Source organism: Pontibacter sp. GD7 (assembly GCF_058216375.1).
On record NZ_JBYZMP010000009.1, the window covers coordinates 58,380 to 80,680 of the forward strand.

General features: G+C 47.2%; 23 protein-coding genes. 11 read left to right on the forward strand and 12 right to left on the reverse strand.

Annotation, left to right across the window (positions count from 1 at the left end):
* Positions 1 to 59: 59 nt before the first annotated feature.
* Complete coding sequence (locus AC4BAP_RS14205) at positions 60 to 2,606, reverse strand: PIG-L family deacetylase (RefSeq protein ID WP_490583329.1); 2,547 nt, start codon at positions 2,604 to 2,606, stop codon at positions 60 to 62.
* Between the two features lie 447 nt (positions 2,607 to 3,053).
* On the opposite strand from AC4BAP_RS14205, the gene AC4BAP_RS14210 reads away from it, so the two are divergent.
* The 5 genes from AC4BAP_RS14210 (at position 3,054) to AC4BAP_RS14230 (ending at position 6,114) form a co-directional block, all read left to right on the forward strand.
* Positions 3,054 to 3,749 (forward strand): hypothetical protein, encoded by a 696-nt coding sequence (locus AC4BAP_RS14210; RefSeq protein ID WP_490583330.1) that lies wholly within the window; start codon positions 3,054 to 3,056, stop codon positions 3,747 to 3,749.
* 264 nt (positions 3,750 to 4,013) lie between these two features.
* The gene (locus AC4BAP_RS14215) at positions 4,014 to 4,445 is read left to right on the forward strand and encodes a DUF3221 domain-containing protein (protein WP_490583331.1); all 432 of its coding nucleotides are present in this window, start codon (positions 4,014 to 4,016) and stop codon (positions 4,443 to 4,445) included.
* 94 nt (positions 4,446 to 4,539) lie between these two features.
* A complete protein-coding gene (locus AC4BAP_RS14220) occupies positions 4,540 to 5,001 on the forward strand; it encodes a hypothetical protein (RefSeq protein ID WP_490583332.1) in 462 nt (153 codons plus the stop codon).
* A gap of 148 nt (positions 5,002 to 5,149) precedes the next feature.
* A complete protein-coding gene (locus tag AC4BAP_RS14225; protein WP_490583333.1) occupies positions 5,150 to 5,710 on the forward strand; it encodes a vitamin K epoxide reductase family protein in 561 nt (186 codons plus the stop codon).
* Positions 5,711 to 5,712: 2 nt separating this feature from the next.
* Entirely contained in the window at positions 5,713 to 6,114 is a 402-nt protein-coding gene (locus AC4BAP_RS14230) for an SPW repeat domain-containing protein (protein ID WP_490583334.1), read from the forward strand.
* Between the two features lie 31 nt (positions 6,115 to 6,145).
* Here AC4BAP_RS14230 and AC4BAP_RS14235 read toward each other — a convergent pair whose 3' ends face one another.
* From AC4BAP_RS14235 to AC4BAP_RS14255, 5 genes are all read right to left on the reverse strand, one after another.
* Positions 6,146 to 6,337, reverse strand: a complete 192-nt coding sequence (locus AC4BAP_RS14235) for a hypothetical protein (RefSeq protein WP_490583335.1) — start codon at positions 6,335 to 6,337, stop codon at positions 6,146 to 6,148.
* Positions 6,338 to 6,385: 48 nt separating this feature from the next.
* On the reverse strand, positions 6,386 to 6,550 hold the full coding sequence (locus AC4BAP_RS14240) for a hypothetical protein (RefSeq protein WP_490583336.1): 165 nt from the start codon (positions 6,548 to 6,550) through the stop codon (positions 6,386 to 6,388).
* Between the two features lie 248 nt (positions 6,551 to 6,798).
* The gene (locus tag AC4BAP_RS14245; RefSeq protein WP_490583337.1) at positions 6,799 to 8,175 is read right to left on the reverse strand and encodes a GH1 family beta-glucosidase; all 1,377 of its coding nucleotides are present in this window, start codon (positions 8,173 to 8,175) and stop codon (positions 6,799 to 6,801) included.
* 59 nt (positions 8,176 to 8,234) lie between these two features.
* Positions 8,235 to 9,221 carry a glycosyltransferase family protein gene (locus tag AC4BAP_RS14250; protein WP_490583338.1) on the reverse strand — a complete coding sequence of 329 codons (987 nt, stop codon included), beginning with the start codon at positions 9,219 to 9,221 and terminating at the stop codon, positions 8,235 to 8,237.
* On the reverse strand, positions 9,218 to 10,060 hold the full coding sequence (locus AC4BAP_RS14255) for a UDP-2,3-diacylglucosamine diphosphatase (protein WP_490583339.1): 843 nt from the start codon (positions 10,058 to 10,060) through the stop codon (positions 9,218 to 9,220). The genes AC4BAP_RS14250 and AC4BAP_RS14255 overlap by 4 nt, the downstream gene beginning before the upstream one ends.
* 395 nt (positions 10,061 to 10,455) lie before the next feature.
* Between AC4BAP_RS14255 and AC4BAP_RS14260 the strand changes: the two genes are divergently transcribed.
* From AC4BAP_RS14260 to AC4BAP_RS14275, 4 genes are all read left to right on the forward strand, one after another.
* Entirely contained in the window at positions 10,456 to 11,400 is a 945-nt protein-coding gene (locus tag AC4BAP_RS14260; protein WP_490583340.1) for an alpha/beta fold hydrolase, read from the forward strand.
* Positions 11,401 to 11,472: 72 nt separating this feature from the next.
* Positions 11,473 to 12,144: an alpha/beta fold hydrolase gene (locus AC4BAP_RS14265; RefSeq protein ID WP_490583341.1), complete on the forward strand. Its 672-nt coding sequence runs from the start codon at positions 11,473 to 11,475 to the stop codon at positions 12,142 to 12,144.
* Positions 12,128 to 12,382 carry a hypothetical protein gene (locus AC4BAP_RS14270; RefSeq protein WP_490583342.1) on the forward strand — a complete coding sequence of 85 codons (255 nt, stop codon included), beginning with the start codon at positions 12,128 to 12,130 and terminating at the stop codon, positions 12,380 to 12,382. The genes AC4BAP_RS14265 and AC4BAP_RS14270 overlap by 17 nt, the downstream gene beginning before the upstream one ends.
* A 7-nt stretch (positions 12,383 to 12,389) precedes the next feature.
* Positions 12,390 to 13,529 carry an NAD(P)/FAD-dependent oxidoreductase gene (locus AC4BAP_RS14275; protein ID WP_490583343.1) on the forward strand — a complete coding sequence of 380 codons (1,140 nt, stop codon included), beginning with the start codon at positions 12,390 to 12,392 and terminating at the stop codon, positions 13,527 to 13,529.
* A 61-nt stretch (positions 13,530 to 13,590) separates the two neighbouring features.
* Here the strand turns inward: AC4BAP_RS14275 and AC4BAP_RS14280 are convergent, their stop codons facing one another.
* The 5 genes from AC4BAP_RS14280 to AC4BAP_RS14300 all read right to left on the reverse strand — a co-directional run bounded on the left by AC4BAP_RS14280 (position 13,591) and on the right by AC4BAP_RS14300 (position 18,351).
* Positions 13,591 to 13,800: a hypothetical protein gene (locus AC4BAP_RS14280; RefSeq protein WP_490583344.1), complete on the reverse strand. Its 210-nt coding sequence runs from the start codon at positions 13,798 to 13,800 to the stop codon at positions 13,591 to 13,593.
* Between the two features lie 194 nt (positions 13,801 to 13,994).
* Positions 13,995 to 14,690, reverse strand: coding sequence for a YiaD family glycine zipper/OmpA-like lipoprotein (locus tag AC4BAP_RS14285; RefSeq protein ID WP_490583345.1), 696 nt, complete (start codon positions 14,688 to 14,690; stop codon positions 13,995 to 13,997).
* Positions 14,691 to 14,934: 244 nt separating this feature from the next.
* Positions 14,935 to 15,447, reverse strand: a complete 513-nt coding sequence (locus AC4BAP_RS14290; RefSeq protein WP_490583346.1) for a hypothetical protein — start codon at positions 15,445 to 15,447, stop codon at positions 14,935 to 14,937.
* A 7-nt stretch (positions 15,448 to 15,454) separates the two neighbouring features.
* The gene (locus AC4BAP_RS14295; RefSeq protein ID WP_490583347.1) at positions 15,455 to 17,113 is read right to left on the reverse strand and encodes a DUF8614 domain-containing protein; all 1,659 of its coding nucleotides are present in this window, start codon (positions 17,111 to 17,113) and stop codon (positions 15,455 to 15,457) included.
* Between the two features lie 623 nt (positions 17,114 to 17,736).
* A complete protein-coding gene (locus tag AC4BAP_RS14300; protein WP_490583348.1) occupies positions 17,737 to 18,351 on the reverse strand; it encodes a deoxynucleoside kinase in 615 nt (204 codons plus the stop codon).
* A gap of 195 nt (positions 18,352 to 18,546) precedes the next feature.
* Here AC4BAP_RS14300 and AC4BAP_RS14305 point away from each other — a divergent pair, with 195 nt between their 5' ends.
* On the forward strand, positions 18,547 to 18,723 hold the full coding sequence (locus tag AC4BAP_RS14305; protein WP_490583349.1) for a hypothetical protein: 177 nt from the start codon (positions 18,547 to 18,549) through the stop codon (positions 18,721 to 18,723).
* Positions 18,724 to 18,779: 56 nt separating this feature from the next.
* On the opposite strand, the gene AC4BAP_RS14310 is transcribed toward AC4BAP_RS14305, so the two are convergent.
* A complete protein-coding gene (locus tag AC4BAP_RS14310) occupies positions 18,780 to 19,424 on the reverse strand; it encodes a hypothetical protein (protein ID WP_490583350.1) in 645 nt (214 codons plus the stop codon).
* A gap of 268 nt (positions 19,425 to 19,692) precedes the next feature.
* Between AC4BAP_RS14310 and AC4BAP_RS14315 the strand changes: the two genes are divergently transcribed.
* A complete protein-coding gene (locus tag AC4BAP_RS14315; RefSeq protein WP_490583351.1) occupies positions 19,693 to 22,134 on the forward strand; it encodes a GAF domain-containing protein in 2,442 nt (813 codons plus the stop codon).
* The last annotated feature ends 167 nt before the right edge of the window (positions 22,135 to 22,301 follow it).

Consider the following 22,301-nt stretch of genomic DNA (forward strand, 5'->3'; position numbering starts at 1 on the left):
CATGACTTCATTTCAAAGTATAGTATCGTGATACTTGATACGTGCTACGAGATACGCTTTTAGTTTACCGCATTCTGTGCTTTACTTCCAGACGCGCTTTCCTCACTCTTTCCCAGGGAGATCATGTTGGCGAACAGACGATAGGCACCAGGCACACCGGCAGGCAGCTCTCTGAACCAGGAATAACCGGTATAAATGTAATTGCCTTTTCCATACTTCGCTATCAACAGGCCACCGTTTCGGGCAGGCTCGCCGGGGTCATTCGCGGAAAGTATGGCCGTGTACTCCTTGCTCCATTCGTTCGGGAAGTATAAGCCGCGCTCCTGCACCCAACCTTCAAAGTCTTTTTTGGTGATCTTGTTCGGCGTGTTTAGCACAGGGTGGTTTGGCTCCAGAAAACGCACCTCCGCGTCCTCCACAGTTACCCTGTCGCGGGACAATTTAAGCGGGTATGGGCCGATGTCCTGCATTACCAGCCCATGGCTCGTGTTATACTGCACGATCAGGTTGCCGCCATTCTTCACGTACTCCATCAAGGTAGGCTGGTAATGTTTCAGGCGATCTACGGTGTTATAGGCACGCACCCCAAGTATAATGGCGTCAAACTGCTGCAGGTAATTCAGCTGCATCTTCTCATCCTTAAGTATGGTTACATCGTAGCCAATCTGCTGCAGACTTTTCGGTACTTCATCCCCGGCTCCCATCACATACCCTACTTTCTGCCCACGCTTCTTAAGGTCTAGTTTCACGATCCTGGCGGTAGCCTCCGGAAACGTAACCTGCGCCGGAATATGGCTATAGTTGATCTCGTTGAGGCCCTGTGTAAAGGTTTTGCCCTCAGAGTTCACAACCGCCTGCAAAGTGGCATCCTGTTGGTCTTTGGGCGGATAAACGGTAAAGCTTACCAGTTGCTCTGCCCCTTTTGCCTTCAAATCAAAAGGTATGGCTGTGGGTTCCGCTTTCCAGCCTTTCGGGAGCTGAAGCTGCACAGTACCCTTTATATTGGCCTTCCCTGATTTAACCCTTACCTGCACCTGCTTTGGCTCGTGGCTGGCAAACATATATACCTGCTCAGAAACGTTTACAAACACAGGCGGCGTTACCACAAACGGACGGTATACTTCGCCTTCAACTGGATCGGTGCGTTTGTAAACTACCGGCACGGTAAGCTGCAGCGGTTCACCGGCAACAGAAAGGTTAAAGGTAACCTGTGCAGCGGGTGCATTCTCTGGCATGCCTACCAATTGCTGCTTTTCGACAGAGAACATGCCCAAGCTTCCCTCCTTTCGTAACCAATACGGCTGCGAGGTTTGTATACCCGAAGGCAACATTAACTGCTTGTTAAACTTCAGCACCTCGTTGTTTGGCAATGCCTTATCTAAGGTAGTGTCTTTAGAGGCAAACGTGTAGTTTATACTTTTAAGCGTTACCGGCACAGCAGAACGATTAATGGCCTCTATGTTAATCTGAACCGGCTCACCGGGGGTGGCGGCATAGTCTGCGGCAGTGGCCTCTAAGTAAAAGCCCATCACATGCTGTATTACGTCCTGCAGTTCTTCCTGCTTCACGCGTTTCCAGTAGCCGTCGGGTAGTTTACTCAACTCCTTGTGTGCCTCCAGCAACATGGGTAGCACGGCAGCTGGCTCTGTGGGTTTGTAACCGTCAATGGCCCGCTGGATGATCTTCTCTATTTTTTCCCCATCTTTAACCCTTGCCCAGGTAGTGGTTACACCTTCAAACAGCTCCTTCTGCGCTTTGTCGCCTTTGGTGTGCTGCAGATACTCCACAGAAACGCCTCTGGCGCTGGCAGCTCCAAAGCCCTGGCTCTTGTGCATACTTCGGCTTTCAGCGGCAACTTCCCCATATGATTTGCCTAGCAGTGGATTATATGCCCCTACATCTAATTTCAAAAGCTGATCCGCATATTTCTCAAACTCTGCCTGGCTGGCGAAGGACCAGGACCCGGTATTCCACAACAGGCGCTTTGGTTGCCAAACCTCCACAAACTTTAATTGCTCCGGAAAACGTTTAGGGTTAGCGGCTGCCTCAAAAGCCTCTTCGGCAAGTATAGCCGAGGCCGCATGCTGCCCGTGGCCGGCACGTTCATCGGGTGGGAAGCGCGTGATCATGACATCGGGCCTGAACTTGCGGATAACCCATACCATATCGGCCAGCACCTGCTCTTTATCCCAGATAGTGAATGTTTCTTTGGAGTCTTTTGAGAAGCCGAAATCATTGGCGCGTGTAAAAAACTGCTGTCCTCCGTCTGTTCTGCGGGCCTGTAACAACTCCTGTGTGCGAATGATACCCAGGTTCTCACGAATCTCCGGCCCGATTAAATTCTGTCCGCCATCGCCGCGCGTTGCCGATAGGTAAGCAGTATTGTACAGCCTCTCATTGGCCATATAAGCTATAAGGCGGGTATTTTCATCGTCGGGGTGGGCAGCCACGTAAAGCACGGAGCCCAGCACGTTCAGCCTTTTGATCTCCTGCAAAATCTTTGCGGCAGACGGACGGGCCGGCGCTTGTGCAACCAAGGGCTGCATGCTGGCGAGTATACTTACAAACAGGCCAATACAGCAAAGCTTCGATATCAGGTTTTTCATAGTAAAGTCTATCAAATACAGGCTACTTGTATAATTACCTGTATGTAAAGCTATAAAATTTTAAGCATAGCAACTGTACGTACACTTTTACATTAAGACAGAAAGTGAAATTTAACAGACAGACAACAGCCTATTACTATATATCCTAAAATACATCCATTTTTAAAGATTAAACGTACTCTTTTTAATTAGCATTGTGCCAATTTCGTTGTTATGTCATTGATTTATAGCAACAAAGCCATAAGTATAATAAATCCATGAATATATTAGGATTTATATTTACAGATATTTATGTTTGTATCGCTCAGAGCGGGTGTTTAGCAAACTTAAGTAGGCACTACTAACTGATTAATTTCTTTTTTGCAGGCAATATATCATGCAGCTGCCTTGATTGCGCCAATATTACAAGAGCCGCCTTTTTCTATAGACATTTAATGCTACAGTAGTATGCCTAACCCGCAGGAAAGCAAGATAGAAGACTTCGCCTTCGATTACCTTAAGGGGTATTATGCTGCACAACAGGGAGCCAAGAACATCCTTGTAGGCAGGTCGGAGAAAAACAGACAGGGTGTTATAGTAGAGGGGCTGTTTGCTTTCAGGCAGGCGGACAACGCACTGTTTCTGGCAACTGTTACCTTTAAAGGTACGGAGCACCTCGCCTCCATTTTAACACACTACAAGAAGAAAGGCTTAAGCAGGTTAAGGTACCTGACTCCGGCCATCATACTTTTATCCGGCTTTTTGCTGAGCTTGCGTTTAGAGGCTGGCATAACTGGGTTTGGTTTAACCGCGCTGGCTGCTATTCTGGGTTTCGTGCTTCACAGCGTACTCACCAAAGTATACCTAAAGCACAAGATCACAAAGCTGGTGGATGTGCTAAAGCTACACCAGGCCAACGAGCAGTGGCTGGGGATTTCCATCAGCAGCCTTACTTTCCGGAACAACAGCCTTGCAAACTACCTCCTGAAACTCTGCCAGCGCCGGGGCATTGGAATTATAACAGTTGGTAAAAGATCCAAGGTGGTATTGGTGCAGGAACCACGCACAAACATTTGCCGCAAAGGCGATTTCCTTTCTCATTACGCTTCAGAGCAGAGCATCCGCAAAGCCGTGCAGGACGATACCATACTGCGTGTAGCTTAAGGAGACAAGATACAGACGAAAGGGCCCTTGTTGCTGACAGATGCAACAAGGGCCCTTTTTGTTTAGTACAATTACATACACCAAACTATGAAAACAAATGACACTTATACTTATCATCATACTGGTACTGGTACTGATAGGCGCAGCAATCTGGTTATACACCAAAACGCCCAAACATTAATCCTGCAACGGGTATAACTTTATTTATTTTCTACTGTATATCTGGCAGTATGCTGTGTCTGTGTACCTGCACCTGGCCTGGCCATGATAAAAACTCATAGCGCTAAAGGCGCAAAGCACATAAAAAACAAAACCGTTATACCCGTGAGAACCGCTGCATTATTTATACTTCTAACTATCGTTTTTGCTGGCTGTAGAGGAGACGAGCCCAAGCGCCTGCCCGACACTTTGCCGGATGTTCATGGCTATATTGCCAACATCAAGAAAACAAACGAGAAATCCGAAAAGTCGAAAGCGGTGGTGCTGGTGAAGGCAATGGAAGGTAATGACACCAGGTATAAGGAGGCCAATATTAGGATCGATAAAAACACGCTGATCGAAACCCAGAGCGGTGAGCACCTCAAAATTGAGCAACTGCGCGAGGGACATGAGATTGAAGCCTGGTTTGAAGGCAATATCATGGAGTCGATGCCGGTGCAGGGATACGTAAAGGCGATCAGGGTAAAGCTGGAATAGCAAAAACCGCCTGTGTATACATTGGCAACCTGATGCCGTATAAGGGAAAAAACTATTGCACCCCCTTTAGTTTACCCCGTACTATTTTTTACTTATGAATGAATACTTCTGTGAATACAGCGAATTGGTGGCAGTGTGGCCTCACCCGGTGCTTTTAAAGCATGAACAGGGAGACGTGTTTTTGATGTTCACAGCTAAGAGAGAATACATAGAGGCGAAATGGTTTGGCCACATCACTGCCAACGATGTGATAACCGCAGCCAAAGTATACCTGGAGCTACTCAAAAAGAACCCTAACCCCAGGTTACTGAACGACAAAACAGAGGTTAGCGGCGATTGGGTGGACGCAAACGACTGGCTGGAATTTGAGTGGCTGCCAAAGGCCATTGACGCCGGCTTAAGGTGCTTTGCACACGTCTACTCCCCAGACCTCTTCAGCACGCTTTCTTCCCGCGATCTATACTTACGCGTAATACCGGATATACAGATGGAGAACTTTCTGACAAGAAGAGAGGCCGAAGTATGGATCAGGAACTGCCGGCACCACCTGGCTTAGATATGCCAACAAGTGCCATAATTTACCGCAACCTTATGCCAGAAAAGGCGCTAAGGCCCTTTTAATAACGCTATTTAACTATCCGCGTAGTATCATTCTAAATACTCCTACAAGTATAAAGTATGGAATAACCATTACCTGAACAGTTATGCAGCACGACAACGGTATTCCTCCAGGGTGGAGCTACAACCCTGCAACCTGGGGAGAACGCATGCCCATCATCATACTTGCCATTGTTGGTTTTGGCATTGCCACTTACCTGGCCTTATTTCAGTTTAAAGTTGTAAGTGAAGTATGGGAGCCATTTTTTGGTAACGGAAGCCGTAAGATCCTGACATCCAAAACCTCAAACATTTTACCGATACCTGACGCTGCATTAGGCGCCCTAGGGTATTTAACCGATGCCGTTACAGGCGCCATTGGCGGTACCAAGCGCTGGCGCAAAATGCCCTGGATCGTGATCGCCTTTGGCCTGGCAGTTGGGCCGCTGGGTTTTATCAGTGTACTGCTGGTGGTGTTGCAGCCTGTGTTATACGATGCCTGGTGTACGCTTTGCCTGGCCTCTGCGGTTATCTCTATCGTGATGATAGGCCCGGCCATGGACGAAATGCTTGCCAGCATGCAGTACATGAAGCGCGTGAAAAACTCCGGTGAATCGATGTGGAAAGCCTTCTGGGGCTACGACAGTGTACAGGGTAAAGTATTATAAGTATGTGGGCACAAATAATAAATGTAGTTCTGGGAGTATGGCTGATGGCCTCACCCGCCGTACTTGGGTTTGAAGGTACCGCAGCAGACAATGACCATATTGTAGGACCTGTGATTGCCAGTTTTGCCCTGATCTCGTGGTGGGAAGCCACGCGTGTAGTTCGGCTTTACAATTTGCCCCTGGGTTTATGGCTTTTGCTGGCCCCCTGGTTACTGGGCTACTCAGATACTGCCGCTATCACCAACGATATGGTAATAGGTGCGTTGGTAGCCAGTTTATCACTTGTAAAAGGAAAGATTAAAGGCAATTATGGTGGAGGCTGGAAAGCGATCTGGCACTCTCATACGCAACATGCACAAAACGCACGCACGCAGCAGGATTATTCAGATCAGGGTAACTCATAGCCGAAGCTATACTTTAAAAATTTCACTGTAATCAGATACCGGCGATCACGTTCTGTGAGCTTATCGCAATCTCCACGGTGTCCAGCAATACTTCCATAACCGGGGCATCAGCCTCCTGCGTTACCTGAGCAACTTCCTTTTCAGGAGCCTTTGGGCTTACTGTTTCTTTAGTAGCAAGCCCAAAGGCTAAAAATGCAGCGAATAACAGCACAATTATTTTCATGGTTTTATTTTGACTAATGGTTCAAATTAATTTTAAAACTGCGGCTGCTTACTGCTTCTCGGCAACAATCTCGACTTCAGGTAGCAGGTTTGGATAAGACTTGTACTCATTAAGTTCTGCTCTCTCCTGCATGGCTTTCATGTCGTCGGCTGATTTTTTAACTGTGGCTCCAAAACCGAATAAAAAGGCGAATAATAATACGATGATTTTCATAGTTGTAAAGTTTAATGGTTTATGACTGATTTACATTACAAAGATATTATACAGTACTTTGTTATGCAAGGTACTGTTGCATTAATTACTACTATTTTATACAAACAGCCCCTTTTTATCCGTGAACGGCACTCAGATAAGGATTAATGGATTTTACCAAATTGACCGTTTTTAACTGGATTTGACCTAAAGACAGTAGTTTTGCCCGAAAGCTGCTTATAAGGTTGATTTTTTGGTAAAAAGAAGTGCTATTTATCTGTAAGAAAGGACTTAAACCACAATCCAGAAGCTTTTATGGTGCGCTGCTGGCTTTCGTAATCCACATGTACCAACCCGAAGCGGGGAGTAAAACCTTCGGCCCACTCAAAGTTATCCAGAAACGACCATACAAAGTAGCCATCTACCTTTGCTCCCTCTTCTCTGGCCCTAAGCACCTGCTGCAGGTAACGCTGCAGATAGCTTAGCCGCTCTGTATCATTTACACGTCCATCTATCACCTCATCTTTAAAAGCCGCGCCATTCTCGGTTATGATGATCTTCTTAATGCCATTATACTTACTGAACTTGTGCAGCAGGTGGTAAATCCCTTCCGGGTATACTTCCCAGTTCATGAGGGTGTGCGGCACTTTCCGTTTCTTTGCCGAGACGAGGTTAGCCTGGATGAAGGGCGTCCAGAAAGCATACTTTACTACCTCCCGGGTATAGTTCTGGATTCCGATAAAGTCAAAATCAAAGCTCATGCTTTGCTCATCTCCGGGCAGCATGTACTTTTCGATGCGCCGCATAAATTTCAGATCCTGCAAGGGATAGCCCATACCCAACGCCGGCTCCAGAAAAAGCCGGTTAAGCAAAGCATCTACCCGTTGCGCTGCCCGAATGTCTTTTTCAGTTTGGCGTAGTGGCTCTACATAAGAACAGGAGATGGTTGTACCGACCATGGCATCCGGGATTATACTTTTGAGTACCCTCCCTCCTGCCGCCTGACAAAGCGCAGCATGATGCACCGCAGGCACAAAAGCTCCAAATCCTCTTCTGCCGGGGGCATGCACGCCAAGAAAATAACCGGCGCCAGTAAAAACCATCGGCTCATTCAGAACCATCCAGTGCTTTACCCTGTCGCCGAAGCTTTGGGCGCAAACCTGGCTATACTCCTCAAACCAGGCCACAACCTCTCTGTTTGTCCAGCCTCCTTTTAGTTCTAACGCCTGGGGCAAATCCCAGTGGTACAGCGTTACCCAAGGCTCAATACCGAGTTCAAGGCATTGGTCTATCAAGCGGTTATAGTAATCCAGGCCTGCCATACTTACTTTGCCTGTACCTTGTGGCAACAGGCGGCTCCAGGACAGCGAAAACCTGAAGTTTGGAATATGCATCTGCTGCATCAGTTTTAGGTCGGCGGGGTAACGATTATAAAAATCGCAGGCAGTGTTGCCGTTTTGGTTTAGCTTTATTTTGCCCTTTTGGGCTGTAAACACATCCCAGATCGAGGCACCTTTATCTGCCATATTATGCGCGCCCTCTATCTGGTAAGCGGCTGTGGCCACTCCCCATTTAAAATCCTCCCCGAAGGCGCTTCTATTTAATACTGGCTGTTCCTGTATGCTATTACTGCTATTGTATACCATGAAAAAAGCAGCAGCACCCAAACAGGTGCGTGCTGCATAAGAGGCTAAACTTAAACTTATTATGTATTTTCTCTTACTATACGTGCAACAATGGCAGCGGTCTCGTCAGGGTAATCGACTTTAACCGGCTGCCCTTGCTGCAGCCATTCTTCTATTTCAGGCAGCTGTTTCTTTTTAAGCTTTTTGATTGTGCTTACCCCCATGTGCTTCAGGGCGGCTGCATTGCAAATCTGCTCGTATTGGTTTTTCATGGGTACAACCAACAGTTTTTTCTGTAAATAAAGCACCTCAGACGGCGTACCGAAACCCGCAGCACAAAGCACGCCCTTTGCAGCTGCTACACTTTGCAGGAATGCTTCGTTTTGGATTGTCTGCACCGAAACATTCCCCTGCCTGAACGGCTGCCTGTTATGCTTAGAAAACACTTGCCACTCCACCTCTTTAAACAAGCTCAGCTTATTCAGGATTTTATTGTCTGAGTGTGCTGGCAAGTATACTGTGTAGTGCCCCTGGCAGCTGGTTTGCAGGTCGCGTACCTCTTTGCGGATGTTTGGTGTAAAGATGGTATCATCGAATCGGGCAAAGTGGAAGCCATACTGTGCTGTGGTTGGTGCGTAATTCTTGAGTATAAACTTTCCCATCGGGTCAACCTGCTTAGGCTTGGGCGCATTATGGTTAAGCACTGCCACCTGGTTGCTCAGGCCTACACAGTGTTTTTTTAACAGCATACAAGCCCACGCCGACACAGGCTCGAAATCGGAGATAACCAGGTCATAATCGGAAACAGGCAACTGGCGCACTTCCTTGTAAAAGCTCCTGGAGTTAATTTGTGCGAAGGTCCTGTAAAAATCCACGCCTCCGTTTTTACCAAAAATGAAGCTGAGCCCACGCAACCTATACTTTACCGGGTAAGGTAGTTGCAGATCTACCTGGCAGCCACTCACCAGTATATCCAGTTCGCCATACTTTTGCAGTTCCGGAATAATATCCAGCGCCCTGGTCAGGTGGCCGTTGCCGGTACCCTGGATAGCATACAGGATCCTCAAGCGCGTTTCAGGTTAAATTCAACCATCAGGCTCTGGAACAGCTGCACGTTGGTCGGCACCAGTTCCTCTTCCTCCTCCAGCACCAGTACATCCAGGTCGTCCCTGAAATTATAGAGGCTCCAGGCGCCGTTGTTATACTCCAGAGAGGTCAGGTTCTCAATCCAGTCTCCGGAGTTCAGATAGGTAACTTTGCCCTCGCTGTTGCTAACCTCGCGGAGTTCGGGCTGGTGTATATGGCCGCAAACCACATAATCATACTTGTTCGAGATGGCAATGTCGGCTGCTGTCTGCTCAAAATTATTGATAAACTTTACCGCGCTTTTCACCCTGTTCTTTATGTTCCTGGACAGCTGCACTTTTTCCCGGTTCAGTTTCAGGCAAAAGAAATTTACCATGCGGTTTAGCAGGATAAGCAGGTCATAGCCGTGTGCACCCAACCTGGCCAGCCATTTGGAATGCTGCATGGTTACGTCAAACACATCCCCGTGGAACATCCAGGCTTTTTTACCGTCCAGTTCCAGCACCACCTTATTCACAATCTGGAAAGACCCCATCTTGAAGCCGACAAACTTGCGCAGCATTTCGTCGTGGTTGCCAGTGATGTAATACACCTGTGTGCCCTTGGCGATAAGCCCCATCAGGTATTTCACAACTTTCATGTGAGCAGCAGGCCAATAGCTTTTACTAAACTGCCAGATATCGATGATATCGCCGTTAAGTATAAGTGTTTTGGGTTTTATACTTTTCAGGTAAGCCAGAAGCTCCTTTGCGTGGCAACCGTAGGTACCGAGGTGCACGTCTGATATAACAACAACCTCTACATTTCTTTTTCTTGCCATAAGGGTGGCGTGGGTGAGTTTTTTTTAAGTCCTGTTAAATTTAAATGGAGAGTAGAATGAGTGTAGCCTGTACAGGAAAACGCCCAGCAGTCTACTGATAACGGCATCTGTTATTCTTTTAACCTTTTCCATAACGGTATTTTTAGCGGTTTAAAAACTCCTTTGGCTAAAGCTCTTCTAAACTACGCTGCTAAATTAATATGCCTGTATTACCTACAGGTTATGAACTGGTTATGATTGAGTTAAGATTAGTAATGGCACTTATTGACAGGCTATATTGCTTAGACAAATATTCCAGCGCTTGAAGCAAAAATTCTGCTGCCTGCCGATACAACTAAAGGCATTTGTTCATACTTTAACTGTTATTATTTACAAGCCACTTATACCATAAAACTATGAAATCTAGAAAAAGCCGCATTCTTATTGCTGCCCTCGCAGCCTTGTTGGTTAGTACAGCCCTTCAGATCCGCAGCGATATTCCTGCCGAAGAACTCAAGGCAAAATATACCTCATCAACCTCCAGGTTTTTAAAAATAGACGGTGCCAACCTGCATTACCGCGACGAGGGCCAGGGCATACCCATCATACTTTTGCATGGCACCGCCGCCTCGCTTAACACCTGGGATGGCTGGGCAAAAGAACTGAGCAAAAACCACCGTGTGCTGCGCCTCGACCTGCCTGGCTTTGGCCTGACCAGCCGCAACGAAACCGACAATTACTCCATTGCCTACTACTCCGAACTGGTGCTTCACTTCATGGATGAGCTGGGCATTGAGCAGGCGCATGTGGCCGGCAGTTCGCTGGGTGGCCAGATAGCCTTCGACTTTGCAGCCTCTCACCCCGATCGTGTACAGAAACTTATACTTGTGTCGCCTACAGGAGTAACAAACGCCAACGACAAAAGCATATCCATGCCATTCCGGATGGCCCAGACACCAGTGCTGAAGGAATCTCTGAAGTATATTACGCCGCGCTTTATAGTAGAAAAGAGTCTGAAGGAAGTGTACGGCGATGATAGCAAACTAACAGACGAAGCCATTACGATGAGTCACGACCTCCTGCTGCACCAAGGCAACCGCGAGGCATTTATACTTCGAATGAACACCGTGGACACTGACAACCTGCAGAAACTGAAGCTGGTAAAAGCCCCCACCCTTATACTTTGGGGAGAGGCCGATGCATGGGTTCCCGCCACAAACGCCACCCGTTTTATGCAGGACATAAAAGGCGCGCAACTGAAAACCTATGCTGGTGCAGGCCACATACCAATGGAGGAACTGCCACAGGAAACCGTTGCCGATGCGCTTGCTTTTCTGAGCGGAAACCTGGTGCTGGAATAAAAGCCATCCACTTATAATGTAACATGTGATCTTTGCTGATAACTCTTAGCTGGCCTTGAGTAAAACCAAACCATGAGTAAAGTATACTTTATCAGCGGGCTTGGTGCCGACTGGCGTATGTTTCAGTTCTTAAAATTACCGGACCACCTGGAGCAACACCAGATACAATGGCTCGTGCCCCAAAACTTCCATGAGCCGCTGGAAGACTATGCCAGGCGCCTGTTACCACAGATACAAGACCCTAACCCTATACTTGTTGGCTTCTCTTTCGGGGGGCTGGTGGCTATTGAGCTGGCCAAGATAATACACCCGCTCCAGACGATCATTATTTCCAGTCTGGCTACCAGGCATGCATTGCCCTGGTATTACCGCCTTGCTGGCAAAACGCTTATGCACAAGTATATGCCATTTCAGGTGATGCAGAACACTTATCCCATCGCGCCATACTTTTTCGGGGCAAAATCGCCGTATGAGCGCAGGTTGCTGAAGTCGGTTTTCTTCAGGATCAACGAAAGTTTTCTGCGCTGGGCCCTGGCACGCCTGCTCGACTGGAAACAGGAAACCATACTACCCGGCCTGGTACAGATACACGGCACCGCCGACAAGGTCTTACCCATGACCGACTCTTTAAATACAATTAAAGTACAGGATGGAGAGCACCTGATGGTGATACACCGGGCAGAAGAAGTAAGTGCTATATTAAGCCGAATTTTACTAGATTGCACCCATGACAGACAAGAATAAGTTTATAGTTAATACCACCGATGGCCACACAGTGGAATTGACAAACGCCATTACCCTGAAAAGCAATAACCTTTACCCTTTTGGGGTGCATAACTACGCCATCTATGAAACACCTGAGGGTAAATTTGTGCGTGCCCTGAACAGTGGTGAGCGGGAAATTATGCTTACCCATTTCGAGATGCTGGACGAAAAAACAGCTCGTAATTACAAGCACGAATATTTCCGCGAAGACGATTAACAAGCCTATGCAGTTAAGCTTCTGGGAAAAAGAAACCTACTTTGGCAATATTGATGTGCTAATTGTTGGCAGCGGTATTGTGGGACTGAATGCGGCCCTGCACCTGAAGCAAGCACAACCAAAGCTCAAGATTCTGGTGGCTGAACGGGGCCTTCTGCCTACGGGTGCCAGTTCCAAAAACGCTGGCTTCGCCTGCTTCGGCAGTCCATCAGAGTTATTGGAAGACCTGGCTAACCACACCGAAGAGCAGGTGTTTGGCCTGGTAGAGCGCCGCTGGCGAGGACTACAGCGCCTGCGACAGAACCTCGGCGATACAGTGATCGACTACAACCGCTGGGGAGGCTATGAGCTTTTTACAGATGCCCAGCAGGAACTTTATACTTCTTGTCTGGATAAATTACCTTACCTGAACAGGCACCTGCAAAGTATAACCGGCGAGCCGTACGTTTTCAGAGAGGCAGACGATAAAATTGCGGACTTCGGTTTTAAGAAAGTAGCGCACCTCCTGCTGAGCACAGCCGAAGGGCAAATAGATACCGGCAAGATGATACTGGCGCTTACCCAAAAGGTGCAGGCTCTGGGTGTACTTGTGCTAAACGGCCTGGAGGTTCAGAAACTGAATGATGAAGGACCCGGTGTTACAGCCACAACCACACAAGGCATACCTATAAAAGCAAAGGCTGCTTTGGTTGCCACTAACGGCTTTGCGCAAAAGCTTTTGCCCTACGTACAGGTGAAACCAGCGCGGGCACAGGTTCTTATTACAAAGCCTATCGAAAACCTCAGATTCAAAGGCACCTTTCATTACGATTGCGGCTATTATTACTTCCGGAACATCGGCAATAGAGTATTGTTCGGTGGTGGCCGCAACCTGGATTTTAAAGCAGAGGAAACAACAGAACTTGGCCTGACAGTGCTTGTGCAGCAAAAACTGGAAGACCTGCTGACTACGGTCATACTTCCGGATACGTCTTATGAAGTGGAACACCGCTGGAGCGGCATCATGGGCCTGGGAAATCAGAAAACTACTATTGTAGAGCAGGTTTCGGAAAGTATAAGCTGTGCCGTGCGTATGGGCGGCATGGGAGTGGCAATAGGATCTCTGGTTGGTGAAGAAGGGGCTGAACTGGTACTGAGAGGTCTTTAAAACTAAAAAGGCAAACAACTGATGTGTTTGCCTTTTTAGTTTGGGTGCTTATTGCAAGTTATTAAGCTGATATCCATTTGTGTCGTGTTTGGTTCAAAATCGGTCTGCTGCGCCTTAAAGCTTCCTTTTCTGAGTTAAAGAAGGCCTGGTATTCTTCTTCACTCATCTCTTCTCGTAAGGCAATGTGAAAGTTGGCTAATTCGGGGTAAAGTCGGTTGCGTTCCTGTCGTTCTGCAGGGCTGTTTCTGTTAAATTCAAAAAAGCTTTTCATGATTATTTTAAAGGATTAAACAATTGATTTTTAGCTAATTCAGCAAGAATATCATACTCCATCCGCCATCATTTTGTTTAATTTATTTTTAAACAACAACCTGATAATCAACCTCACAAGGCCCCTTCACTAAAAATAAACCGGCCGCACCAAAATGATACGACCGGTTCACTAATTATTTAGGTAATCTTATGTTATAGCTGTCCTTTTTCGGCAGCTTTCTTGAGTTTCTCATTTGCAAAAATGGCCACTTCTACCCTGCGGTTCTGCTGCATGCCTGATGCTGTGGTGTTGCTAGCTACTGGCATCTCCTCTCCAAAGCCCTGGGCAGTTACCCTACTCGCTGCCACACCACTCTGAGACAGTTGGCGATATACTAAGTTAGCCCTTCGTTCAGACAGACTCTGATTATAAGCCGCTGTTCCCCTGGCGTCAGTGTGCCCTTCTACCACTACATTTGTGTCTTTATACTTGTTAAGGGTTTTACTCAGTTCGGCAATATTATTCTGAGCTATACTACTTAAGCGGTCTGAGTTGGTGTCGAAAAGTATACCGGAATCAAATGTGATTTTGATGCCCTCGCCAACACGCTCTACTTTTGCATTTTCCAGCTCACGCTGCAGTTCTTCGGCCTGTTTATCCATGTAGCGGCCAATTACGGCACCTGTGGCACCTCCCACGGCAGCACCTATAATAGCACCAGCAGCGGTATTCTTCTTTTTCTTACCAATAAGGCCACCTGCTACGCCACCCACTACTGCGCCAATGGCACCGCCTTTTACGGTTCTGCTTACAGGCTTTTTAGTTGTTGTCTGTGCACTTGCGGCTATCGTTCCCAGTAAGAAAACCACCACAAGTAAATATGCGATCAATGTTTTACTAGTTTTCATGTTATTTCTGATTTAAGTGAACAGTGGCACAAGCTTTTATACATCTCATATCTGTAGCCACTGTTACGCACTCTTTGTCAAGCCTCGTGCCAATTTTTACATTCATCGCAAAAACAATACACAAACAACTGTTTATCATCAACTTAAAAAACAAAACACAATACCCTGATGCAAAAAAATAGCCCGACCATTGGTGGCCGGGCTATTTAAAAGTATGGCTTAGATTTATAAGTATGGCATAGACTTAATTTATCAGCTGGATAAATACAGGTGTTAAGATGGCGATCATAATGGCAACCTGACTATCTGCTACAGCTTTAAAGTATAAACCTATACTTACCAGCACAGCTTTCGTCAATTCCGGAATGTTATCAGCCAACTCAACTTGCCCTTTGCCCATACTAAAGCTCGCTTGCTTAAAGCTAAGCACATGCTGTCCTGTTTGGTCAGACATCACCAGTTTTTGGGAGAAACCTTTGTTTTGTAAAACATACTTTTCTCCCGATGTCATTTCGATACGCGTTTTGCCCATAACAGAAGTGACGCCTTCTCCTATGATCTCACCATTATAACGAACGGTCACCTTTTGTTCAAACCAGCCTTTTGATCTGAAGGTCAGCTCTGTTTCTCCTGAAGTATAAACGGCATTGTAGCTTGACCAGCCTTCAAATACAAGTTTACCGACATGGCCCTCAGCAGAGCTTACGCTATACTTCCGTCCGGAAAAGCCCTCCTGCTTCCAGTTCAATATCTCCATTCGATAATTATTTCAGGCCGAGCACATCCACGCCCTGCTCGAAAACGATATCGACAGGAATGTTGGCCTTGGCCAGCTTATTAAGGTCGGCTTGCAGCTGCGGGCTAACCTGCCCCTGGTTGTTAAGCAGGTTGCCAACGCCTGCGTAGTCGCCTTCGCCTTGTAGGGTAAGTATCTTCTCGGATAGCTTGTTCATGGCTTCACGCATCTTCTCATAATTCACTCTATACTTTCCAGTTTGCTCGTCGCGTTCAAAAGCCCCGTTTTCCTTAAAGAAGTTGAAGCGAACCATGTTGGCCTTGCCATGCGCACTGGCCGCACCAAAACGCACTGAACGGAAAATACCAGCCAGGAAAGTGGTGTAGTAATCCTTCAGGTCGCCCTCCAGTTCACCTTTCTCTTGCAGTTGCGTGATCATATAAAGTCCCAGAATATCGGCCTTGCCTTCTTCCAAAGCTGAAGCGTGCTCCTTCAGGGCCTCGCGCACAGTGCCTTTGTTATTAACCGTATTCTTAATCCCCAAGCCATGTGCTACCTCATGAAACATGGTGTTGGCAAAGAAAGCATCAAAGGTTACGTTCTTCCGCTGGTCCTCTACGATCAACTCTTCTGCAATCGGAACCATAATTTTATCAAACTTTGCCCGCATGGCATTTTTAAGTTGCAGGCGGCGTGTGCCTTTTTTTAGTTGTACTTCTTCATCATTTGGCAGGTTAATAGCTATGGTCTTGCTACCGGCATTGCTATCGCCGGCATAGAACACCACGTCGTAAGCATTCAGATCAGAGTCTGTTCCGGGAGTTTCTTTTTTATACTTGGCCGGCACTGGTAAGCCTCGCTGCAACTCTGGCAGGAAAGCTGCATACTTAGCCAAACGCTTGCTCCACTCCATATCCTTTACCAATACGTAGGCCTCGTGCGCAGCCTTGTAGCCAAACAGCTTGTCCTCGTACGTCTCTATCGGACCAATCACCACATCGATCTTGTTATTCTTCATATCCATCCAGGCCAGGTCGCTGGGCTGGTAGTTGTCTGTCAGCAAGGCCTCGGCGCGCAGGTTCAGGTATTTTTTCAGGCCAGGCTCCTCAGCCAGAGCAGCTGCCTTTTTCAATAGATCAGAAGCGCGCTTTACCTGGTCTTTAAACTGCACGTGGTAAGGCACTGTAATCAATTTGCCGTTCGCATCCCGACGCAGAAAAGTATACTGGCTGGCCTTGTCTTTCAGGTTTGCCTGCTCAAACTCTTCTTTTGTCATGTCCGCGGGATAGAAGTTGGCCGCATCCGGCTTTGGCCCTACACCCGGCACAAATGGCTCGTTGTTGTTCAGCCTGTCCCACGGCCCGTAATTAATCTGCACAAAGCGCTTCATCTGCTCATCGTTCAGAGCCGACATCAAGGAGTCGCGCTTACCATATGCCTCATACCAAAACAGTTCGTTCATGATGTCCCCAGCCTCTATCAGCAATGGTATCATTTTCCGCTCATTCTCGCTCAGATGGCTAAGGTCGGAGGTTAAGCGAACAGTAGTGTACATGTCCAGCTTTCGTTTCATGCTGTCGCTTGCTTCAACTGCCGTAGTTGCTGTTTCGCCTTCAGTTGTTTTGCTTGTACAGCCAAAGGTAGCCGCCGTAATTGCCGAGGCAAAAAGTATGTGCTTTGGTTTCATTATAGTTTTAAGGGTTAGTTGCAGGTATGAATATAGTGATTTTTAGGTTGATGTGAAAACGAGGAGTTTTGTATTAGGGTTTAACTGTATTCAAGTATGTAACCGGTTTTCCGTCTTTCTATCGAGGAACTGTTCTCTCAGTCTTACTTACCTATTTTTTCAGTTCTGGCTTTGGTGCGCTCAAGGCCGCGGGGCCTCGCCTTTGGGCATCGCACTGTCTATTGAAGCTGCTCCTCGCTCCGCTGCGGGCTGCCTCGCTTCGCTCAGCACCGCAACAATAGAAGGCGCTCAACCCAAAGGCTGGGATGGACACTTCTTTGTAAGCGGCTGATGCAGTTGGAGAGTATGTCTGAATTGCTAGTAGCAGAAGTTCCCCTCCTGTTTTTAGGAGGGGCTAGGGGAGGTAAACTCCCCTCCTTGGACAAGGAGGGGATAAAGGGGTGGTTTGACCCGGTGTAACAGAGATTCCCCTCTTGAGAGTGGTAGGGGTGTGTTAATCGCTTGCAGAAAATTCCCCGCCTTGGACAATCCCTCAAATCAATTAAATCCCCTTAATCTCCGGTCAAGAAAAAAGGCAGCCCACCTGCGTGAACTGCCTCCCTTGATACAAGTATAAGTATGGCTTAAAACAAGCCGAAAAGCTCGCGTTGCACCTTCTCTATAATAGTGCCCAGGTCTTCTGGGTTTGCCACAAAGTCCAGGTTGTTTACATCGATCACAAGCAGTTTGCCCTGATCATAGCTACTCATCCAGGTATTGTAATGCTCGTTCAGGTTACGCAGGTAGTCTATTCGGATATTGTTTTCGTAATCGCGATTACGCTTCTCTATCTGACCGATCAGCTTAGGAAGGTCTGCCTTCAGGTAGATCATCAGGTCCGGGGCTTTTACCATCGTGATCATCGACTCGAAAAGGGCAAAGTAGTTTTCGTAGTCGCGAGTGGTCATAAGGCCCGACTGGTGCAGGTTCTTGGCGAAAATATGTGCGTCTTCATAAATGGTGCGGTCCTGGATAACGCTGCGCCCATTAGACTTTATCTGCTGTACCTGGTTGAAGCGGCTGTTCAGGAAAAACACCTGCAAATGAAACGACCAGCGTTCCATGTCTTCATAGAAATCTTTCAGGTAGGGGTTGTTCTCAACCGCCTCTAAGTATAAGTCCCACTTAAAGTGTTGCGACAGCTTGGTGGCCAGGGTGGTTTTGCCAGCGCCAATGTTGCCTACAATAGCAATATGCATGGTAATCTGAGGTTTTTAGTAAAAGCCGGTTACAAAAGTAGGGCTTTTTGCTCAGATGCAGGGCCAAGTTTCGAGAGAATTACCCACTAGTTATCCACAATTCATAAAGTGCAAATCCTGATGCCAGATCAGCCAGTTTTTAACTCCTTTGCCAGCATGCCGTAAATAATAATACAAACCAAAAGAAAACAAACCATGACAAAAGGACACAATCAGGATCGACATAAACAAAGCAACCCTGAAGCACGCGAAAAAAATAATGTAAAAGAAAACCGCCACCTTACCGACCAAAAGCAGAACAAAAGCCCTGACCAGGGCCGTAATGCAAACGAAAAACAGTCGGGAGGCACTAAAGGCCAGAATGCCATTTAAAACAAAAAGCCCTTGCAATTTATACTTGCAAGGGCTTTTGCTTGTTAGTTTATACGTTAGCGGCGCTGGTCTTCACGCATTTCCTGGTATTTGTCTTTTGCCTCCTTGCTTTTCTTCAGGGTTGCAAACTCTACCTGCAGTGCTGCTATTTTAATTTTATCGCTGTTGTTCAGCTGGTCCAGCACTTCTGTTTTGCGGGTGTTAAGCTCCCCTACCACAAACTCGGCGTACTCCCAGTCCTTAGCGTCCCAGGTACGGCGGTGTTCGCGGGTAACGTCAAGGGCCAGCACAAAGGCATCGCGCAGGTTGGCAGGCTTTATACTTGCAATCCGTGTAGTGCCCGTCATTATCTTTTCCCAACGCTCCAAATGCTTCTTTTCCAGGCTTACAGGCTGCCGGGTTTCGTTACGTTCCTCCCACTCTTTATAACGCGATTTCATCTGCCCGTACTCGTCCCGCGACTTTTCAGACATTTTGCGGGAATTCTGATCCAGGGAATAGGTAAGCTCGCGGTATTCTTTTTTCACGGTTGGCCACTCCCTGCGTATCGTGCTATCGGCCAGGCTGGCTTTGCTTTGCATCCAACTCCTGAATGCCGCCAGGTCTTTTTCTAACTGAGTCTGGGACTGCGCCTGAACTGCAAAGGCCACCATTGCCAGGACAAGCGTAAAGGCCCACTTTGTAACTGTACTTCTGATCATAGTAAAAGCTGTATTGGTTGCTGTATAACTCTCCGCTACAGTAAATATTATGCCACAAATATATTTACTCTCCCTTCCAAAAGGAATTATCCTCAAAATAAATAAAAATCAACTACGGCCAACATCATAACAAAGCCTTAACCTGAATTGCACTATCTTTTAGCAAAAACTTTCGTTAATAGGCTTGAGAGGCATTATCTCACAAAGTAATATAATATATCAGAGAGAGGATATAAACACCCTTAACCTGCGGTACGTACCCGAGCCTATGAGCAGACAGCACAAAACCAGCTTTCACGAAACTGTTGTTTCCATCACAAATAACGACGAGATTACCCTGAGCGTGGATGATTTCCCATTTGAATCCGCCCTTAGCCTCTCGCCGCTGATAGGCTATTGGGAAGAGAAACTCCTGAACGACCCAAACTGCAACGCCTCCAAGATAAAGGAACTGGCAGCACTGCTCCGTAAAAAGGCTGACCTCATCTCTCCTATCCATGATGTTTCGGTGATTGACAAACACATTGACACCGTGGACCTGCTGATGGAGGATATTTTTGCAGGGGCACTGTGGGAAAATGACTTAAAAGCGGTGGTGGCGCCGTTCCATTTTGAGAGTTTCTACGCTACTCCAAAACTGGAAGAACTGAAGCTGCTCGGTGGCGACAACTATTCCGAAAAGCTCAATATCGACAAAAAAACCCTGCTGTTCAGGCTTACCCTTACAGCCTATACTATTATTCTGGACAAGTTTTACAATGCCAACTTCTACGTAGATGAGCCCTTTATTTTTACGATCAGGGATAAGTTTACCAACCTGGACCGCCACTACAAGCTAACCATAGACCTGAAGTTTATGGAGGTAAAGGCCAAAAAAGAGGTAAAGAAGCTAAGGGCACAGGAAATAAACTACCTCATAAACCGCTACAACAACCTGGACCTCTGGATGCAGAAACTACCGCCGGATAACTTTGAGTTCTCCGGTTTTGCCATCTACGACTTTACAGATGTTACCATTGAAGAAACCATTTCGTCGCTCCGCTACGAATTGCTGGACCGTGATTCCGTTGCCACCGAAGAGGGCTTCGATATCCTGCAGCAAAAACTAAGGGTGCTGTTTGGCTTGCCGGGCATCAGGCTTGGCTTTGCCTCCTGCCCTGCCATGCGCGAGTTCGATACCACCTATGCCCGTAAGATATGGAATGGCCTGGTGTTTACGCACGGCTCTGACCTGAAGCTTGCCGACCTGAAAGGCTCCATTTATGAGCCTGTTATAAAAAAAGGCCACACCATTATAGTAGAGGACCTTAAAGTACTGCCGGAGCTTACCAAGATAGAAGAAAGCCTGCTGGAGCACGGGGTGCGCAACCTCATCATCGCGCCGCTTATTTACGAGGGAAGTATAATCGGCATGATGGAACTGGCCTCTCCCATACCCGGCGAACTAAATGCGCTTTCAACTATCAGGCTGAAAGAGGTACTGCCTTTATTTGCCCTGGCCATGAACCGTGGCCTGGAGGAACTGCGCAGCAGCATACAGAATATCATCAAGGAAAAGTATACTGCTATACACCCGATCGTGGAATGGCGCTTTACGCAGGCCGCCATTAACCTGCTCGAGAAAATGGAGCGCAACGTCGCCCCTGAAATTGAGCCGATCGTTTTCCGGGATGTTTTCCCGCTTTACGGCTCCTCGGATATCAGGGGCTCTGCCATTGAGCGTAACAAAGCCATACAAGGCGACCTGCTGGAACAACTGGTTCTGGCTAAGGAGGTGGTGCTGGCAGCCAAAGACAGCCTGCCGCTTACCATACTCGACGAGCTTATTTATAAGATAGACAAGCTTTCCCAAAATATTGTGCAGGACCTGGCCTCTGACGAGGAGGCGATCATACTTAGTTTTTTGCGCGAGGAGATCGAGCCTTTGTTCGAGCATTTTGCACAGCAGAACCCCGGAGCAGCCAAAGCCATACAGACCTATCAGTCTGCGATAAACAACCCATACAAGGTAGTTTATAATAAAAGGAGAGCATACGAAGAAAGTATGTTCATGATAAACGAGACCATCTCTACCTTTCTGGAGCGTGAGGAGGAAAAGGCGCAGCAGATCTTCCCGCACTATTTTGAAAAGTATAAGACTGATGGACTGGAGTATAACATCTACATCGGCGCGTCCCTGCTAAACAATGGCAATTTTCAGCCGATATACCTCAAAAACATGCGCCTGTGGCAACTAATGCTTACCTGCGAGGTGGCCAGGCGCATACACAACCTGCGGGCAAACCTGAAACTGCCTTTAGAGATCACGCAGCTTATACTTGTGCACAGCGACCCGATCTCTATCCGTTTCAGGCTGGATGAGAAAAAATTTGACGTGGAGGGAGCCAACAACATCCGGTACGAGATCATTAAGAAACGATTAGACAAAGCCACCCTGCGCGGTTCGGAAGAACGCTTAACACAGCCGAATAAGATTGCTATAGTATACACCCAACAGAAAGAAGTTGAGGAATACATGCGTTACATTGAGTTTTTGCAGTCGGAGGGTTATGTGGGAAGTACCATTGAGCGCCTTGAACTGGAGGAGATGCAGGGGGTGCAGGGTTTAAAAGCACTTCGCATTGAGGTGAGCTTTGTAGAACACCTGCGACATGACATAGATGCCGGCGATGAGCTGCTAAGTATAGCCCAAAGTGCAAGTTTAAATTAGCTTCGCAATAAGCGCAACATATATATAATCCTATATCTTAGCCAGTTCTTAGATTTTTTCAAAAAAAATAACCCGGCTAACACAAACACACAAACACCTATTTATCAGCATTTTAACACACAAACACCCTGTAATATTGCTGCTAAAAAACAGGGGTACCTGAAAAA

Excerpts from the sequence above, each read along its gene's own strand:
- AC4BAP_RS14205 (WP_490583329.1), bottom strand. The coding sequence starts at position 2,606 with ATGAAAAACCTGATATCGAAGCTTTGCTGTATTGGCCTGTTTGTAAGT.
- AC4BAP_RS14210 (WP_490583330.1), top strand. The coding sequence starts at position 3,054 with ATGCCTAACCCGCAGGAAAGCAAGATAGAAGACTTCGCCTTCGATTAC.
- AC4BAP_RS14215 (WP_490583331.1), top strand. The coding sequence starts at position 4,014 with ATGATAAAAACTCATAGCGCTAAAGGCGCAAAGCACATAAAAAACAAA.
- AC4BAP_RS14220 (WP_490583332.1), top strand. The coding sequence starts at position 4,540 with ATGAATGAATACTTCTGTGAATACAGCGAATTGGTGGCAGTGTGGCCT.
- AC4BAP_RS14225 (WP_490583333.1), top strand. The coding sequence starts at position 5,150 with ATGCAGCACGACAACGGTATTCCTCCAGGGTGGAGCTACAACCCTGCA.
- AC4BAP_RS14230 (WP_490583334.1), top strand. The coding sequence starts at position 5,713 with ATGTGGGCACAAATAATAAATGTAGTTCTGGGAGTATGGCTGATGGCC.
- AC4BAP_RS14235 (WP_490583335.1), bottom strand. The coding sequence starts at position 6,337 with ATGAAAATAATTGTGCTGTTATTCGCTGCATTTTTAGCCTTTGGGCTT.
- AC4BAP_RS14240 (WP_490583336.1), bottom strand. The coding sequence starts at position 6,550 with ATGAAAATCATCGTATTATTATTCGCCTTTTTATTCGGTTTTGGAGCC.
- AC4BAP_RS14245 (WP_490583337.1), bottom strand. The coding sequence starts at position 8,175 with ATGGTATACAATAGCAGTAATAGCATACAGGAACAGCCAGTATTAAAT.
- AC4BAP_RS14255 (WP_490583339.1), bottom strand. The coding sequence starts at position 10,060 with ATGGCAAGAAAAAGAAATGTAGAGGTTGTTGTTATATCAGACGTGCAC.
- AC4BAP_RS14260 (WP_490583340.1), top strand. The coding sequence starts at position 10,456 with ATGAAATCTAGAAAAAGCCGCATTCTTATTGCTGCCCTCGCAGCCTTG.
- AC4BAP_RS14265 (WP_490583341.1), top strand. The coding sequence starts at position 11,473 with ATGAGTAAAGTATACTTTATCAGCGGGCTTGGTGCCGACTGGCGTATG.
- AC4BAP_RS14270 (WP_490583342.1), top strand. The coding sequence starts at position 12,128 with ATGACAGACAAGAATAAGTTTATAGTTAATACCACCGATGGCCACACA.
- AC4BAP_RS14275 (WP_490583343.1), top strand. The coding sequence starts at position 12,390 with ATGCAGTTAAGCTTCTGGGAAAAAGAAACCTACTTTGGCAATATTGAT.
- AC4BAP_RS14280 (WP_490583344.1), bottom strand. The coding sequence starts at position 13,800 with ATGAAAAGCTTTTTTGAATTTAACAGAAACAGCCCTGCAGAACGACAG.
- AC4BAP_RS14285 (WP_490583345.1), bottom strand. The coding sequence starts at position 14,690 with ATGAAAACTAGTAAAACATTGATCGCATATTTACTTGTGGTGGTTTTC.
- AC4BAP_RS14290 (WP_490583346.1), bottom strand. The coding sequence starts at position 15,447 with ATGGAGATATTGAACTGGAAGCAGGAGGGCTTTTCCGGACGGAAGTAT.
- AC4BAP_RS14295 (WP_490583347.1), bottom strand. The coding sequence starts at position 17,113 with ATGAAACCAAAGCACATACTTTTTGCCTCGGCAATTACGGCGGCTACC.
- AC4BAP_RS14300 (WP_490583348.1), bottom strand. The coding sequence starts at position 18,351 with ATGCATATTGCTATTGTAGGCAACATTGGCGCTGGCAAAACCACCCTG.
- AC4BAP_RS14305 (WP_490583349.1), top strand. The coding sequence starts at position 18,547 with ATGACAAAAGGACACAATCAGGATCGACATAAACAAAGCAACCCTGAA.
- AC4BAP_RS14310 (WP_490583350.1), bottom strand. The coding sequence starts at position 19,424 with ATGATCAGAAGTACAGTTACAAAGTGGGCCTTTACGCTTGTCCTGGCA.
- AC4BAP_RS14315 (WP_490583351.1), top strand. The coding sequence starts at position 19,693 with ATGAGCAGACAGCACAAAACCAGCTTTCACGAAACTGTTGTTTCCATC.